13 protein-coding genes are annotated in these 16,722 nt (G+C 59.2%); 5 read left to right on the top strand and 8 right to left on the bottom strand.

The features are described from left to right. Window positions 1–70: 70 nt before the first annotated feature. From secG to IP76_RS11690, 3 genes are all read right to left on the bottom strand, one after another. Window positions 71–472 carry a preprotein translocase subunit SecG gene (gene secG / locus IP76_RS11700; RefSeq protein ID WP_054158395.1) on the bottom strand — a complete coding sequence of 134 codons (402 nt, stop codon included), beginning with the start codon at window positions 470–472 and terminating at the stop codon, window positions 71–73. A gap of 119 nt (window positions 473–591) precedes the next feature. Then, a complete protein-coding gene (tpiA, locus tag IP76_RS11695) occupies window positions 592–1,362 on the bottom strand; it encodes a triose-phosphate isomerase (protein ID WP_054158394.1) in 771 nt (256 codons plus the stop codon). A gap of 123 nt (window positions 1,363–1,485) precedes the next feature. Then, on the bottom strand, window positions 1,486–2,373 hold the full coding sequence (locus IP76_RS11690; RefSeq protein ID WP_156318552.1) for a dienelactone hydrolase family protein: 888 nt from the start codon (window positions 2,371–2,373) through the stop codon (window positions 1,486–1,488). Window positions 2,374–2,588: 215 nt separating this feature from the next. On the opposite strand from IP76_RS11690, the gene parE reads away from it, so the two are divergent. The 3 genes from parE (at window position 2,589) to IP76_RS11675 (ending at window position 9,776) form a co-directional block, all read left to right on the top strand. Then, the gene (parE, locus tag IP76_RS11685; RefSeq protein ID WP_054158393.1) at window positions 2,589–4,670 is read left to right on the top strand and encodes a DNA topoisomerase IV subunit B; all 2,082 of its coding nucleotides are present in this window, start codon (window positions 2,589–2,591) and stop codon (window positions 4,668–4,670) included. Window positions 4,671–4,898: 228 nt separating this feature from the next. Next, the gene (locus tag IP76_RS11680) at window positions 4,899–8,444 is read left to right on the top strand and encodes a putative Ig domain-containing protein (RefSeq protein ID WP_082352505.1); all 3,546 of its coding nucleotides are present in this window, start codon (window positions 4,899–4,901) and stop codon (window positions 8,442–8,444) included. A gap of 132 nt (window positions 8,445–8,576) precedes the next feature. Further along, complete coding sequence (locus tag IP76_RS11675) at window positions 8,577–9,776, top strand: AI-2E family transporter (RefSeq protein ID WP_245281445.1); 1,200 nt, start codon at window positions 8,577–8,579, stop codon at window positions 9,774–9,776. A gap of 9 nt (window positions 9,777–9,785) precedes the next feature. Here IP76_RS11675 and IP76_RS11670 read toward each other — a convergent pair whose 3' ends face one another. Then, the gene (locus tag IP76_RS11670) at window positions 9,786–11,513 is read right to left on the bottom strand and encodes an ABC transporter ATP-binding protein (protein ID WP_054158390.1); all 1,728 of its coding nucleotides are present in this window, start codon (window positions 11,511–11,513) and stop codon (window positions 9,786–9,788) included. Between the two features lie 240 nt (window positions 11,514–11,753). Here IP76_RS11670 and IP76_RS11665 point away from each other — a divergent pair, with 240 nt between their 5' ends. After that, window positions 11,754–12,206, top strand: a complete 453-nt coding sequence (locus IP76_RS11665) for a hypothetical protein (RefSeq protein ID WP_054158389.1) — start codon at window positions 11,754–11,756, stop codon at window positions 12,204–12,206. A gap of 6 nt (window positions 12,207–12,212) precedes the next feature. Here IP76_RS11665 and IP76_RS11660 read toward each other — a convergent pair whose 3' ends face one another. From IP76_RS11660 to IP76_RS11650, 3 genes are all read right to left on the bottom strand, one after another. Continuing rightward, window positions 12,213–13,352 (bottom strand): DUF2336 domain-containing protein, encoded by a 1,140-nt coding sequence (locus IP76_RS11660; protein ID WP_054158388.1) that lies wholly within the window; start codon window positions 13,350–13,352, stop codon window positions 12,213–12,215. A gap of 177 nt (window positions 13,353–13,529) precedes the next feature. Then, window positions 13,530–14,144, bottom strand: a complete 615-nt coding sequence (locus IP76_RS11655) for a flavin reductase family protein (protein WP_054158387.1) — start codon at window positions 14,142–14,144, stop codon at window positions 13,530–13,532. Continuing rightward, window positions 14,144–14,728, bottom strand: coding sequence for a nitroreductase (locus IP76_RS11650; RefSeq protein ID WP_054158386.1), 585 nt, complete (start codon window positions 14,726–14,728; stop codon window positions 14,144–14,146). Before IP76_RS11650 ends, IP76_RS11655 begins: the two co-directional genes overlap by 1 nt. Window positions 14,729–14,885: 157 nt before the next feature. Here IP76_RS11650 and IP76_RS11645 point away from each other — a divergent pair, with 157 nt between their 5' ends. Next, window positions 14,886–15,785, top strand: a complete 900-nt coding sequence (locus IP76_RS11645) for a hypothetical protein (RefSeq protein WP_054158517.1) — start codon at window positions 14,886–14,888, stop codon at window positions 15,783–15,785. Window positions 15,786–15,833: 48 nt separating this feature from the next. Here the strand turns inward: IP76_RS11645 and IP76_RS11640 are convergent, their stop codons facing one another. After that, on the bottom strand, window positions 15,834–16,688 hold the full coding sequence (locus IP76_RS11640; RefSeq protein ID WP_054158385.1) for a lysophospholipid acyltransferase family protein: 855 nt from the start codon (window positions 16,686–16,688) through the stop codon (window positions 15,834–15,836). Window positions 16,689–16,722 lie beyond the last annotated feature (34 nt).

The following is a 16,722-nucleotide window of genomic DNA, read 5'->3' as shown; positions in this document are numbered from 1 at the left end:
GCAGGCAGAATTCAGACAAAAGAAAACCGGCGGACCCTGGAGCCCGCCGGAATGATGAGGGTCGTCCCGATCAGTTGTTCGGAACAGCGTTCGGGTCGACCGCAGGGGCCGCCGGAGCCGGCGTTGCAGGCGCAGCACCCGTGGTCGGCTGCGCAGGGGCAGCGCCCGGAAGCTGATCAAGCACGCTGCCACCGCCAGGCTGCGTCGTGCCATTACCGGCCGGAATACGGTCGAGAATGTCGGTCGGACGCGATTCATGACGCGCCATAATGCCAAGCGCGAGCGAGATGACGAAGAACAGCGCCGCCAGAATGGCTGTCGTACGCGTCAGGGCATTGGCCGTGCCGCGCGCCGACATGAAGCCGGAGCCACCGCCGATGCCGAGGCCGCCGCCTTCAGAACGCTGGATCAGCACGACGCCGATCAGGGCGACGACGACCATGAGATAGATAACAAGCAATACGGTCTGCATGGGATGTCCATCCTGCCCGCAAAGGGCAAAATCAAGAGGGTTGGCGGCTCTTTACATGAGAGGAACGGGCATTGAAAGCCCCTTCCCCGCATTTCAAACCATTGGTCGTCCCTTTGGCGTCAAGCCGTGAGGTCGGTGTAGGCGCGATATATGGCGAGGAAATCCTCGGCCTTCAAGCTCGCTCCGCCGACAAGCGCTCCGTCGACGTTCTCCACGCCCATCAATTCCTTCGCATTGGAAGGCTTGACGGAGCCACCGTAGAGGATCCGCATCTTGCGGCCTTCATCGCCGAAACGCTTGACCAACTCACCACGCAGGAAAGCATGAGCCTCTGCGACATCCGCAGTGGTCGGCGTGACACCGGTACCGATCGCCCAGACGGGCTCATAGGCAATTACAGTGCGCTCTGCGACTGCACCATCCGGCACAGAGCCGGCCAATTGCCGCTTCAGGATATCGAGCGTCTGGCCGGATTTGCGCTCGTCGGCGGTCTCGCCGATGCAGATGATGGCGGTCAGGTCGGCAGCAAATGCAGCCTCTGCCTTGGCGCGGACGAGATGGTCCGTTTCGGCGTGATCGGTGCGACGCTCGGAGTGCCCGACGATGACGGAGGTGCCGAAGCAATCCGCGACCATTTCAGCAGACACATCCCCGGTATGCGCACCCGAGGCGTTCTGGTGGCAATCCTGCGCGCCGATCTCAAGCGGGCTGTCGGTGCAGAGCGCCGTCGCCACATAAAGCAGCGTGGCCGGCGGGCAAAGCAGGCTGTCGACCTTGTCTGCCAATGGCCCTTGCACACCCTCGGCGATCGCCTTGATCTGATCGAGGGAGGCACGCGTGCCGTTCATCTTCCAATTGCCCGCGACAAGCGGACGTACATCTGGTGTCATATCGTCCAAAAACCCCTACCTACTCATTGCGGAGGTAGCAAATCCGGGGCCGGATGGGAAGGTTTGCCAATCAAATTGGCACCGTATTCAGCGAAATGCGTGAATTTTATGCGACACTTAATTTCATCGCGCTGTTAGCAGCCAGCTCAAAACCTGCCGCCAGTCGGTCATCCGAACAGGGGTGCCATGTGAACCGGTTTCGTAGACGGTCAAGCGGACCGGATTCCCGCCCTTTCGAAGGCGACTATAGAGTGCCGTTACATCATCGGACTTATAGACGCTGTCATTACTCCCGTGGGTGAACCAGATCGGCAACCGCGCCTTTGCTGCTGCGCTCTTCGGGAGATCAGGATCGGGGGCGCCGCCGAGCACGGCCATGCCGGACAGCTTTGCCACAGTCGCCGCATCCCGACTGATGCCCCAGCAGATAAAGCTGCCCATCGATGCGCAGGCTAGCACGACAGGGCGGCCACCGGAGTTGCGCGCGGCATAGTCAATCAGTGCAGCGGTCGCAGCAACGCCGCTGACATCAAACGCTGCGATCGAGGGCGCATAGTAGGTCCCGCCATTCTCGACCGCGAGGTTTTTCAGACGGTTAAAGTTTCCACCGAACGTCACATCATTCATACCCAGGCGGCGATCCCCGCCTCTGCCGTGGATGAATATTATGGTGAAGGCCTGCCCTGAATCATGCCCCACACGGGCAACATCAAGCGGACCCGAAGACAGATCGAGCGTCTGGTTGTCCTGTTGGCGGCGGACCTTCAGCGAGACGTAACGATCCTTGACCCTGCGCTCAGGAATGCTGTCGCGACCATTGATGTCGCGCATCTCCTGGTAATCGATCCGGGTGAAGTCGCCATCATCACGGCTTTCCAAGATGGCTTGATCGGAAAAGAGATCATCTTTGTAGGGCTTCAGGACTTCCGCCGCAGCCATGACGGGAAACAGAAACGGAAGGAGAACACAGCAAATCACCGCAGCGCGGAAATGAATTGTGGACATCTGCATGGAAGACCGGTTTCCTCTGGGCCTTCGCCTTGCGTTCCGGGAATGCCGAACGCAAAGCTGGCTTGATTTCATTGAGCGCCGGCCGTCCGGCCCTTCGCACCCGCCCCGCCTTTCTGGCACAGTCATGACGATTCGTGAAAGCGAGGTCTGGCTCGGGCGATTCGCGAAGGCGATACCGAAACGCCGCCCGCAACAGCAAAGTATCGAACGACGCCATGGACGATAGCGATCTCTTTTCCTCTATGCCTCAGGCGCAAAAGGTCGAGCCCGAACCATCGGCTTCGGCAAAACCCGCGGCAGCGGCCTCGGCAGCAAAGCAAGTTGTCACTGCTCCACCTGCTCCGGGTCCCGCTGGCACGACATCCAGTGGCGACGATTATGGCGCGTCCTCGATCCGCGTTCTCGAGGGGCTCGAGCCAGTGCGCATGCGTCCCGGCATGTATATTGGCGGCACGGACGAAAAGGCGCTGCACCACCTGTTTGCGGAAGTCATCGATAACTCGATGGACGAAGCGGTGGCGGGCCATGCCAACTTCATCGACGTTCATCTCGATGCACAAGGTTACCTGACAGTCACCGACAATGGTCGCGGCATCCCGGTCGAGTTGCATCCGCAGGTGCCCGGCAAGTCGACGCTTGAAGTGATCATGACCAAGCTGCATGCCGGCGGCAAGTTCGATGGCAAGGCCTACGAGACCTCGGGCGGTCTTCATGGTGTCGGCGTATCCGTCGTCAACGCGCTGTCGGATCTGCTCGAAGTGGAAGTGGCTCGTAATCGCAAGCTCTATCGCCAGACATTCTCCCGGGGCGTGCCGCAAGGTGGCCTTGAGGAACTGGGCGAAGTGCACAATCGGCGTGGTACCCGCGTCCGCTTCCATCCGGATCCGCAGATCTTCGGCGATCATGCCAAGTTCGACCCAGGCCGGATTTTCCGGATGGCAAGGTCCAAGGCTTACCTCTTCGGCGGCGTCGAGATCCGCTGGTCGTGCGATCCAGGCATGGTGCCGGAAGGTGGGGACATTCCGGAAAAGGCGGTCTTCCACTTCCCTGGCGGCTTGAAGGATTATCTTGCGGCGACGCTCGGCAAGGAATTCACCGTGACCCGCGAAATCTTCTCCGGCAAGACGGAAAAGACCGGTGGCCATGGCGCCATGGAATGGGCGATCACCTGGTATGGTGGCGATCCGACCGTGCATTCCTATTGCAACACCATTCCGACGCCCGAAGGCGGCACGCATGAAGCAGGCCTGCGCATTGCGCTGACCAAGGGCCTGAAGAACTATGCCGAACTGACGCAGAACAAGCGCGCCCAGCAAATCACCACCGACGACGTGATGATATCGGCCGTTGGCATGCTGTCCGTATTCATCCGCGAACCGGAATTCGTCGGCCAGACGAAAGACAAGCTCGCGACCGTCGAGGCCCAACGCCTCGTCGAAAACGCGCTGCGCGATCCGTTTGACCACTACCTCGCCGACAATCCGAATGAGGCGGCTAAGCTTCTTGACTGGGTGATCGAGCGTGCGGAAGAGCGCCTGCGCCGCCGCAAGGAAAAGGAAGTCAACCGCAAGACCGCCGTGCGCAAGCTGCGCTTGCCGGGCAAACTTGCCGATTGCGCGCAGAACACCGCTGAAGGTGCCGAACTGTTCATCGTCGAGGGCGACTCCGCCGGTGGCTCGGCCAAACAGGCGCGTAATCGCGCCAACCAGGCGATCCTGCCGCTGCGTGGCAAGATCCTCAATGTCGGCTCGGCCAGCCGCGAGAAGCTGATGGCCAACCAGCAGATCGCTGACCTCATCCAGGCGCTCGGCTGCGGCACGCGGAGCAAGTACCGCGACGAGGACCTGCGCTACGAGCGCATCATCGTCATGACAGATGCCGATGTCGACGGTGCGCATATTGCATCGCTGCTGATCACCTTTTTCTATCAGGAAATGCCGGAGCTGATCCGCGGCAACCATCTCTATCTCGCCGTGCCGCCGCTCTATGTCATCCGTCAGGGTGCCAAGACCGTCTATGCCCGCGACGATGCACATCGCGCTGAACTCATGGAAACCGTGTTCAAGGGCAAGAAAGTCGAAATCGGCCGCTTCAAAGGTCTCGGTGAAATGATGCCGGCGCAGCTGAAGGAAACCACGATGGATCCGGCCAAGCGCACCCTGCTTCTGGTCGGTATCGACGAGGTTGATTTCGAGGGCACCCGCGATGCCGTGGATGCCCTGATGGGCACGAAACCGGAAGCCCGCTTCCGTTTCATCCAGGAACGCGCTGCTTTCGCGGACAATCTCGACATCTGACCCGCTTGAAATAAGCGCAATCGAGAAGGTCGACGCTCATGATGCGTGGTTGCTGGCGCATCACGCGCAAAGAAATGACCAGATTTGGACTTTTATCCATGACGGTGCGCCCAGCTTTGGACGCCCCGTCTCTCTCCCCGTCTGTAGAAGCATGCACTGAGCGAACATCGTCAGACTGCATGTCGGCGATTCTGAAAGTCGCAGCAGGCGAGTTGAGTGGGGCATCCAATGCATCAGGTAACGTTCAAATCTGCAATGGGCCGCTTCATGCGGCTCCTGGCACTGGCAAGTCTGGCCCTGTGCCTTGGATCACTCGTCGCCCATGCGGCTGACGCCAATCTCTCGACCAAGCGGGATAAAACGATCCGTTTCGCGTCCGGCATTCCGAGCAACACCAGCTCGTGGAGCATGACCGTAATGACTCGACCACAACATGGCCTGATGGATTTAGGAATCGACTTCAGTACCGACATGTCATACGCACCCCACGCAGGCTATGTGGGCACTGACTCTTTTACGATCAGGATTGAGTATTCCGGCATAACGACGGATACCACCTACCACGTCACAGTCGAGCCAGATATCGAGTTTTCAGTCTCATCGCTGCCTAGCGGTAAAACAGGTGATGTCTACAGCCAAAGCGTCACGGCATCTGGTGGCACATCTCCGTATCTCTACTCGATCGAGTCAGGCATGCTGCCGCCAAATCTCTATCTTAATTCATCGACTGGCACTATCTCCGGAACGCCGCAATCATCTGGTACCTTCAGATTCACGATACGCGCGACAGACAATACCGGCTATTTCGAAGAACAGTCGATGACAATCGGTATCGCCCAAAATGTCGATGATGTCGCGCTAACAGTCGCCGCGAATAGCAGCAACAATCTCATTGCACTCGACTGGTTCGTGGCGCCCAACGTGAAAAGTGTGTCCACTCCCTCTCATGGCGCAGCATGGGCGGTAGGATCTGGACTGATGTACACGCCCTATCCCGGTTTCTCTGGCACCGACAGCTTTTCTTACACCACGACAATCAACGGGACACTGTCTGACACGGCGATCGTCACGGTCACCGTCACACCACCAACCCTGTCCTTAGCGCCGGAAAATCTGCCTAACGGTACGACGACAGTGGGCTACAATCAAAATCTGTCTGCACTCTATGGCACAGCGCCATACAGCTATTCGGTTTCCGCCGGCGCTATCCCAGCCGGGCTGACGCTATCGAATAACGGAACCCTCTCCGGCATCCCCAGTGCTGAAGGCATTTCCCAGTTCACGATCACCGCACGCGATGCCTATGGAGCAATGGGAGCCAGAGCGTATAGCCTCGAGGTTATAGTAGCTGCCCCGATCGTTGCTAATGTTGAAGCGAATGTCAGCGCCAACAGTGCCAACAACCCCATCACTCTCGCAGTTTCCGGAGGAACCGCTGCAAGCGTCTCCGTGGCGAGCGGTCCCGCTCATGGAACGACGAGCGTCAGCGGCACCTCGATTACCTACACACCCGCTGCAGGATACTCCGGTCAGGATAGTTTCACCTACCAGGCAAGGAACACGACGGGGCCATCGGCACCCGCGACTGTTACGGTGACTGTCGCACCCCCGACGCTTGCCATCTCGCCGTCCACCCTTCCGCAGGCAACTGCGGCGGTCTGGTATAGCCAGGCACTGTCGGCCGCAAACGGGACTGCACCATATAGCTTCGAGATTACCACCGGCGCGTTGCCAGATGGTCTCTCGTTGACATCGAACGGCTTGCTTTCGGGCACACCCAGTATCGATGGCGACACGGCATTCTGGGTGACCGTGACCGATGCCTATGGTGCAAAAGGCCACCTCTCCTACACCATGTCCATCGCAATCGCCGCGCCGATTGCCAATGACGTCAGCGCTGCCGTCGACGCCAATAGTGCCGACAACGCCATTACGCTCGCACTTTCTGGTGGTGCAGCAGAAAGCGTGGCCATCGCATCGGCCCCATCCCACGGGACGGCCGCAGCCAGCGGCACGACGATCACCTATACGCCCACACCTGGCTATTCCGGCTCCGACAGCTTCACCTATACCGCAAGCAATACGACGCGAATCTCGGATCCGGCAACTGTGACCGTCACGGTGGCCAAGCCGCAGCTGGCGCTTTCGCCGACCGGCACGTTGACATTGCGCCAGGCAGAGGCGTTCACCCAGGCCTTTTCCGCTGATGGCGGCACCGCTCCTTACGAGTATGCGCTCGGCGGTAACCTGCCAGATGGCCTGAGTTTCGATCGGGCAAGCGGTGTCCTGTCCGGCACACCTGAAGTCATGGGTCGTTTTCCGCTGACGCTCACGGCGACCGATCTCTACGGCGCCGCCATGTCGGCAGCGGTCACGCTGGATATCGCCGAAGCCCGTCCCGTCGCTCCCTCCATTACCGTTCCGACCAATTCGGGGCGGACGGTCACGATCGATCTAACGGAAGGTGCAACCGGCGGCCCCTTTACGGGAGCGGACCTTATATCCATTTCTCCAGCCAATGCCGGAACAGCCGTAATCGTTCTCGACGATACGGCAGCATCCGACCCGGCCGCCTCCTTTGCAGCCGCTCTTTCTGCCGGGCGATACAAATTGCGCTTCACCGCCAATCCCGATTTTACCGGAACCTTCGTTGCGAGTTACACTTTGACTGGCGCATCCGGGACATCTGCGCCCGCGAGCGTGCAGATCCAGGTCTCCGCCCGACCGATCCTATCGGCCGATCCGGACCTTGTCGGGCTGGTTCAGGCTCAGGCGGCCGCTGCCAGCCGGCTCGCAGACAGTCAGATCGAGGACATCTCCGATCACCTCAGATCTCTTCGTGGCATTTCTTGCCTGAAGAACACGGTCTCTGTCACGATGACAGACGGTGCCGATGGTCAGGCACCTGTCAATGTCGAAACAGCGTGCTCCGCGCTTGCGGGTGGCAACCTCGCCATCTGGTCCTCCGGTTCGATTGATCTCGGCGACAGCGATAGCGTGAACGGAGAAAGTGCCTATGACTTCGCGACACTCTCCCTGACTGGCGGGATCGACTACAGATTAAGTGAAACCATCATCGGCGGCCTTGCCATAGGCTACGCGCGCGATCGCACCGCAATTGGCTCGAACGGAACATCCAGCGTCAACGAGGCGGCCAGCGCGTCGCTCTATGGCGTTTACCAACCGGGAGGCGGTCTCTTCGTTGAAGGCTCTGTCGGTGCGGCCCTTCTCAGCTTCGAGTCCCTGCGGACAACGCCATCGGGACAAGAGGCTGAGGCATCCCGCTCAGGCAGCCAAATGTTTGGCGTGCTGACCGGCGGCTACGACTATGCAAGTGGCGACCTCAAAGTTACGTCCTATGCCCGCATCCGTGCCTCTCACTCGATCCTGGACGATATGGAAGAGACGGGCGCCGATTGGGAAAATGCTCAATTTGGCGAAATGGAGAGCGATAGCCTTGCCGCCGCACTTGGCCTCATCGTCGGCTATGACATTGCGATTGAAGACGCCACATTGACCCCTGAATTGTCTCTGGACTTCTCGAAGGAGTTCCTCGAAACCGGCACGTCCACCGTTACCTATGCGGACGACAACTGGCCAATTGACTACGTCATCCCCGGGTCATCCAGCAACCGCGACACCATGACACTTGGCTTGGGGTTCACCGTGGCAAAACAGGGCGCAGCCACGGTGAGTGGCCGCTACAAGACCAGCTTTAATGGTGAAGGGATCCAATCCCAACGGTTCGCCGTCGACATTAACGGGCACTTCTGAGGCTTGAAGGTCAAAGAGGGTGGATTGGAAGTGATCGGCTATGCGCTCAACTTCCTTTCACACAAGCCGGTGACTTGTCTCTGTCATGGGAATAAACCATATGCGGAGGACCGAAACCGGGATTGAATGCACGTGAGCAAATCAGACGAGCAGAACCTGAAACAGGGGCCACGTTGGTTGGGCCCCACCCGCACGGCCCAGACGGCGCTGATCACGCCGATCTCGGCAGCACGCTGGCTGCTCGTTCTCGTCGGCGCAGCCGCCATCTACTTCTTTCACGGCTTCCTCGTGCCGGTTCTCGCTTCGCTGGTAATTGCCTTCGCAAGCTGGCCACTCTACCGCAGACTGCTCGAGCGCGTGAACGGCAGCACCACGATTGCCGCGACCCTGGCGATCCTCGCGATCATCAGCTTTCTTGTCGTTCCGATCGGTATCGCGATCAGCTACGCCGTCGACGAAGTTCGGCAATGGATCGTCTGGGCTGTTGAGGCGAACCGGATCGGAGCGCCGACACCAAACTGGATTCTCGGCCTGCCAGGTATCGGTGAGTGGTTAGGGCAACGCTGGAGCGCCTATATCGGATCGCCTGGGTCTATCGGTGAGCTGATACAGATCGTCAGTGGCGCCAATATCGGCAATATCTATCGTGCCGTGATTGCTGCCGGTGACGGGATCTTCCATCTCGTGCTGACGCTAATCTTCATGCTGATCGCCTTGTTTTTCGTCTTTCGCGACGGTGCAAGTTTCGCCAGGCAAGTTGACCTGCTCGGCGAACGCATTCTCCCCACCCGGTGGGAACGCATTTCGCGCGTCGTGCCCGCTACAATCAGTTCCACCGTCACAGGCATGACGCTGATTGCGATTGCCGAGGGTATCGTGCTCGGCATCGCCTACTGGCTGGCGGGCGTTCCCTCCCCGGTGACGCTTGGCGTTCTGACTGGCATCATGGCCCTTATTCCAGGAGGGGCGCCTCTGTCCTTCACCCTGGTTTCGATCTACCTCATTGCCAGCGGATCCCTGGTGCAGGGCGTCGCGCTCTTCATCTGGGGATCGGTCGAACTGTTCATCGTCGACAAGACCGTCCGGCCGCGTCTGGTTGGCGGACCCATCAAGCTGCCATTCTTGCCAACCTTCTTTGGCCTTGTCGGGGGCGTGAAGACCATGGGATTCCTCGGGCTTTTTATCGGCCCCGTGTTGATGGCGCTTCTCGTCTCGATCTGGCGCGAATGGATACGTGAGGTCGAACTGGCAGAGGAACCCGAAACCGTGGCGGAGCTCGCAGAGCCCCCGCACACGATTGCGCCGCTGAAGGAAAAACTCCCCGGGCGCTAAGTATCGAGGTCACCCGGTGGCCTGAAGCCGAAACTGGGCTGCATGCAGGCGGGCATAGGCACCTTGCCTTGCCAAGAGTTCGTCATGCGTACCCGTCTCGGCGATGCCGGACTGGTCAACGACGACGATCCGCGTCGCATCCCTGATGGTTGCCAGCCGGTGAGCAATCACCAGTGTGGTGCGGCCAACGGCGAGCTCCGACAATGACTGCTGGATCGCCTGCTCGGTTTCTGTATCAAGCGCCGATGTCGCCTCATCGAGAATGAGGATCGGCGGGTTCTTCAGGAACATCCGCGCAATAGCCAGACGTTGTTTCTGACCGCCCGAGAGTTTGACGCCACGCTCACCGATGATCGTGTCGAGACCGTTCGGCATCGCGTCGATGACGGCCTCCAGCCGGGCGCGGCGCGCCGCTTCCAGGATGTCACGATCACTGGCATCCAGCCGGCCATAGGCAATGTTTTCCCGCACGGTGCCACCGAACAGGAAGACGTCCTGCTGAACGATGCCGATCTGGCTGCGCAGTGAAGCAAGCTTCATGTTGCGAATATCGATGCCGTCGATTGTGATGGCACCTTGGGTCGGCTCGTAGAAGCGCGGCAGCAGCGAACAGAGGGTGGTCTTGCCAGCCCCCGATGGGCCGACAAAGGCAATCGTCTCACCTGCGCGGATATTAAGATTGATCCCCTGCAAGACCGATCGGTCGGCCGAGTATCCGAAGCTGAGATTGGTAAAGGCGATATCGCCCTTCAGCACTGGAGCCTCTATGGCACCCGGCGCGTCTTCGATATCAGGTTCGGTTTCCATCAGTTCGGTGAAACGGCGAAAACCAGCAATACCCTTGGGATAGGTCTCGATGACGGAGTTGATCTTCTCCACCGGGCGGAAAAAGACACCGACCAGCAGCAGGAAGCCGACAAAGCCGCCATTCGTCAATTCGCCAAGAATGACCAGATAAGCGCCGGCGATCATCACAACCATCTGGACCAAACGCATGCTCATATAGGAGAGCGAGGTGCTGGCCGCCATGATTCGATAGGCATCTAGCTTGGTGCGTCGATAATTCTGGTTGTCCTGCTCGAACAGGACGCGCTCATGCGCCTCGTTTGCGAAAGCCTGGACCACACGAATGCCGCCCACATTCTCCTCGATCCGCGCGTTGAAATCGCCAACGCGGCCGAACAGCTGGCGGAAGTTGTCGGTCATCCGGCTGCCATAGCGGCTGGTCACATAACCGGTCAGAGGCACGATCAGCGCCGTAAGCAGAGCAAGGTCCACATTGACCGACAGCATGAGCAGGAAGGCACCAATGAAGGTCATGACCGCGATGAATAGGTCTTCGGGCCCGTGATGGGCAACTTCGCCGATTTCCTCCAGATCCTTCGTCAGCCGGCCTACCAGATGACCGGTCTTCTGATTGTCGAAGTAGCGGAAGGACAGTTTCTGCAAGTGGCTGAATGCCATGCGGCGCATGTCAGTTTCGATATTGATGCCGAGCATATGACCCCAATAGGTCACCACAGCCATCAGTCCTGTATTGATCGCATAGATGACCAGCAGCAATACCGAGGCCCCGACGATCACAACCCATTGGCCAGTCGGCAGCAACTCGTCGACAAAGAGCTTCACGGCAATCGGAAAAGCGAGTTCCAGCACGCCCGAGAGAACGGCGCAGCCGAAATCGAGAAGAAAAAGACCACGATAGGGTTGGTAGAAAGCAAAAAACTTACGAAGCATAACTTTGATGACCGGACTTTTCGCCGGAGGAATGCCCGCCGGCCCAAACTGGTGCGGTCATCTCATATTTTATGGATCTATCCAAGGGCTGAGGCTCGGGCAAATTGCTTTCGCCAGTCCCTCCCCTGACATCGCTGCGTTCACGCATGCGATCGCACGCCCGCCATTGGCTGCGTCTTGCTTTGGCTGCATTCCTACGCTTTCGTCCCGGCGTTTGGAGACGATACAAGGAATGGCGCGATGAAGACCGCATTGATCATGATCACGATCCTGGGATGTGACGACAAAGTCAGCCAATGCGAATTCTACGCCACGCCGCCGGAACGGTTCGTCTCCATCGAACTCTGCGACGCAGCCTCGGAAAACGTGCTGGAACGCTATGGCAATATCGGCTTTCCTACCGCCGTTGCCGTGTGTCAGCAGCCACCGCCGGAGATTGCCTCTGACCCGGCTGTCGCGCCCCCGTCCAGCCCAGCCGCCAATGCGCAACCCGATTCGCCAAATACCTCGGTGCCGACCGCGAGCGCCGAAGCCCCGGAGGTGACGGAAAAGCATAGAACGCTTGCTGCCCGCGCCGTCGACCGGATCCGGAATGTTCTGCCCGGAACCAGCGACATTAAGATGATCTTCGAGACACCGATACACGTCGTCTCGGACAGCTATTCCTGGGTGGCAAAGAAAATCAGCGACTGAGGCCGCTCAGGCCGCTGCCAGTGCAAGGCCGCTGGCATAATCACGTGCCAGCCGACGTTCCTCGGCAATTGCCAACCGTTCGACGAGATCGAGTAACGTGCGGGCGCCCTCGGTCAGGTCGGGAACGCTGCGATAACGGGCGACCAGCCGATGCGCGATATTGTCAAGCTCAAGCACGGCCGACGCGTGGAAGACATCGCGCCATTGCATGATCGCATCCACGAAGAGAGGACTCACTTCACGCGACAAGCCGGCACTTTCAAGGAGCGCGCGCACGGCATGGAAACGCCCAGTCGCCAGGATTGACCGGACTCTGCGCTCCTCCATGCCAGAAATGAAACACAGGGCAGCCGAGAAAAAGTCAGTCCGTCCTGCACAAAGCGCGTGCATCAGAAATGCCGGTGTCAAACGGTTCGCCTGGCAGAGATGGGAAACAAGCCGGGAGAGTTCATCGCCGTGCAGATCCGCCAGGAGTGATATTGTGGCGGTATCACTTGCCTCGCGCGAAATCCGGTCCAGGCGCCGGCTCCCAATCGTGCCCAGTACGAGATCTGATCCGACAAGCGCTTCCGCGACATACTGAACCAGCATCTGACGGACCTCGGCCGAGAGATCATCGCGATCGAGAAGGTGCGAGCGCACCGCCTCATCACGACCATGCCGCTCGGCTATGCGGCGAAGGGTAAAGCCTGTGAAAGCAGCGCCCGGATTCTCGAGAAGCACTTCGATTTCGGCCGCGTCACCAATCTCGGCAAGTGCGGCTGCAACGGCGGCGCCGACTCTCTGGCGGGACGCAATCAGCGCCCGCGTTTCGGTCGTCCCACGGCCGGCGATATCGACCAGATCGTGGTCGGTCAAAACTGGAGAAAAGAGGATAACGGGGCACGCGATCTCTGCCTGATCTTCAGCGAGTGACACCATGATGGCGCGGGGCGCAGATGGTTCAGAGGCCAGCGCTTCAGCAAGCGCCAGACGCACCTGAGGAGATGCATCATCGAGAAGATAGGTCATGCCCACCTGGGCAGCCTGTCGCTCCTCCGGCCGCATCCGCCCGCCGACATAGGCCTTGGCAAGGGCGGTCGCCGCTCTTGCCCGATCCTGCGCCTTTGCGGTTTCGACCCACCGGAGAAATGCTGCCACGATCACAGTTCCAACCTACTCTTTACTGGAAAGCCTTGTATTTCCGTAGGCTGAAGACTACCGATAAAGAGTTTAAGAAACGTTCACCACGTTCATTAACCGTAACCTCAAAGGAGCGAGAGAAGGACGATACTGTGTCTTTCGCTCCGACCGTGCCCGGCTCTTCTGAAGGAACAGAGCCCTCTACTCGGCACCCGGCGCTTTTGGCCGCCTAAGCTGGAAGAGTGGGCCCAGGCCCGCATAATCCATATAGCCGAGCCTTGCGACCGGATCGGCCAGAGCCAGATCGAAACGTCCGTCTCGGATGACGCTCTCGTCGATATGGATACCCATGACTTGTCCGACCACCATGTGACTGTCGGTGTCCTGTCCGGCGACATCCTTAAGCGTTGTCACCATCGTGACACGGCATTCGAGCACGGCCACGGCCTCGCCAACATAGGGTGCCGAGACGACACGCCCCTCGAGCGGCGTCAGCCCTGAAACGATAAACTCATCCGTTCCGTAAGGCGCGGCTATCGAAGAGGCATTCATTGGATCAAGCAAGGGTCGGCCGACGAAATTTGCCGTGAAGACGCCCGTCTCCTGAGCGTTGCGCAGGCTATCCTTTCGCCCACTCGAGGAGAACATGACAAGCTTCGGCCGGTCACCGACCGCGTTAAAGAAGGAATAAGGCGCGAGATTCCGGCTTCCGTCCACGCCCCGCGTGCCAATCCAGCCAATCGGTCGCGGCGCCACGATCGCCTTGAAGGGATCGTGGGCCAGGCCGTGGGCATTGCCTTCCGTCTCATAAAACATCAAGCGCCCTCACCTCTCCAACTGACCACATCCTCAAGGACGGGACGCGGTCGCTCGGTGATCGGAAACTCGGTAGAGCCTATGTGGATGAATCCGGCAACCTTTTCGCCCGGATTGACGCCGAGCAGCGGGTAAACGCTCTCGTCGAAAGCGAACCATTCCGTCAGCCAATTCGACACGAAGCCATGCGCATTTGCAGCCATGAGCAGATTAAGGCAGACGGCGCCGGCCGACATGACCTGCTCCCATTCCGGGATTTTTGCATGGGGAGCGGCCGTGGATACGACGGCGATCACGACTGGAGCGCGCGTAAAGCGGTTGCGTTCGACCTCAACCATTTCCGGCGAAAGCGCCGGATTCTTGGTCAGCGCCATTTGCAGCAGCGCTTCACCGATGACCTGCCTTTCCGAACCACGATAGACGATGAAGCGCCAGGGCGCGATCTTGCCGTGATCTGGAACGCGAATCGCCAGCGTCAGCATCGCCTCGATTTCCGCACGGTCAGGCCCGGGCTCACACATCTGGAAAGCCGGCACGGAGCGGCGGACTGCGAGATAGTCGATCAGTTTGATATCATTTTTCATTTTTAAACACCCGAGATGTAGCATGGCGTGGCGGCAGGTCTTGAAATTGCCATCTGCTTCGGTTTGAACTTGCCGCCATCGGGAAGGAAGTCAACACACCGTGTTCCGCATGCCGCGTCTCCGCATTGCCACAGTTTTTTCGCTCGCGATCGTTTCGATGCTTGCGGCAGGACACGTGTCTTTTGCTCAGGAAGCATTTGAGACATTCAAGCAATTGAATAGCTCAACCAAGATGCCGAAGATCAAGGCATTCACGGCTCCGGATCCCGCAGCACTTGCCGCCATGACCCAGACCCGCAGCGTCAAGCTCGAGGCCAAGCTGACGGATAAGGCCCCCCCGATGAATGCAGGCCTCTCGTGGCGCGTCTTCAGCCCCATTCCCGGCTCCGATGGCAAACTGCCGCTGCTCGCAAGCGCCGAGGGTGGGTCGGCCGATTTCCAGCTCGCTCCCGGCGACTATTTCGTCAATGTCTCGTTTGGGCGCGCCGGCGCCACGAAAAAGCTGACCGTAGCCGTCGACAAGGACGTCGATACGCAGGTCATGGTGCTCAATGCCGGCGGACTGTCGCTCAGCGCGACATCCGGTACAGACACGCAGATCTCCGACAAGCAGCTGACCTTCGACATCTACTCTTCAGAGATGGCAGAGAACGGCGAGCGACGACTGATGCTGGCTGACATCAGGCCGAACACCATCGTTCGCCTCAATGCCGGAACCTATCACGTCGTTTCCGAATATGGCTCAATCAACGCGGTCGTCCGTGCGGATATCAAGGTCGAGGCAGGCGAGCTGACGGAGGCGACAATCCAGCACCGCGCCTCGCAGGTCTCTTTCAAACTCGTCTCCGACGAAGGCGGTGAAGCGATTGCCGATACGGCCTGGTCGATCGTGACGTCAGGCGGCGATATCGTTGCGGAAAGTGTCAGCGCCTTTCCGGTGATGGTTTTGTCGGAAGGCCAGTATACCGCGATCGCCCGGAACAAGGACGAGATCTTTCAGAAGGATTTCGAAGTCGTCGCCGGCGTCAATCAGGACGTCGAGCTCTTGCTCGACTGATCCACATCCACCCACTCCAGCCCCAAGATCCCTGGTCTAACGACTTATTCAGGCGGCCTTCTGCCAACGTGCCCGAAATCCACGAACCTTGCGCGGCGGTGCCATGACAAAGACCGCCGAATAGAGACGAGCCAAAAGATCTTTCCGATCTGCTATTTCGCGCAATTCCGTCCAAGGTATCGTTGCACCAACGCGTGCCGACATGGTGGAACCAGACAGGCGGCGGAATTCGCGAATCAACAGAGAGATACGCAGCGTCAGCGAGATCTTGCTGGCAAGGTGGAACAGGCGACCATTCTGCCCCTCGAAGAAGATCGGCAGAACATCCGCCTTAGCCGACTGCACCAGCTTTGCAGGGAACATCTTCCAGGGCAAATCCTCGGCGCGGCCGAAGCCTTTTTTCGCCGTCGCGACGCCGCCGGCCGGGAAAACGATGATTGTCACGCCTTCCTGCAGCAGGCGAAGCGCTTCATGGCGGGTGCGCATGTTGATCGCCAAAGCCTCCTTGGTTTCCTCGAAAGAAACAGGAAGAGAATACGGTGCCATCTCCGGCACCTTCAGCAATTCGTCATTGATCAGAACGCGGAACGGCCTCCCCAATTGCTCGGCCAGGGCCAGAACGGCGATCCCGTCGCCAATACCGAAGGGATGATTGGCGATCATCACCACGGGCCCTGTCGGCAGCTCAGCGGGTGGCCAGGTGCCGTGAACCTTCAGGTCCACGTCGATCAGGTCAAGCATCTTGCCGAACACGCGATCGGTCTTACCAACGATGTCGTGACGCCAGAGGTCGTAAAGCCGGGTGAAGCGATCACGACCCGACAGCCCCTCGATCGACCGTATGAACCAGCGCTTCAGGCGCGGATCACGCTCGTTGGCATAAGACAGTTCCTTGAACTTCACGGGAGACCTCGGCTGCGACCTTCTTCATCCGACT

The sequence above is a fragment of the Rhizobium sp. AAP43 genome (genome assembly GCF_001296045.1).
Taxonomy (GTDB): domain Bacteria; phylum Pseudomonadota; class Alphaproteobacteria; order Rhizobiales; family Rhizobiaceae; genus Allorhizobium.
The sequence above is the reverse complement of the archived record's forward strand: the minus strand, read 5'-3'. Positions and strand labels throughout refer to the sequence as shown.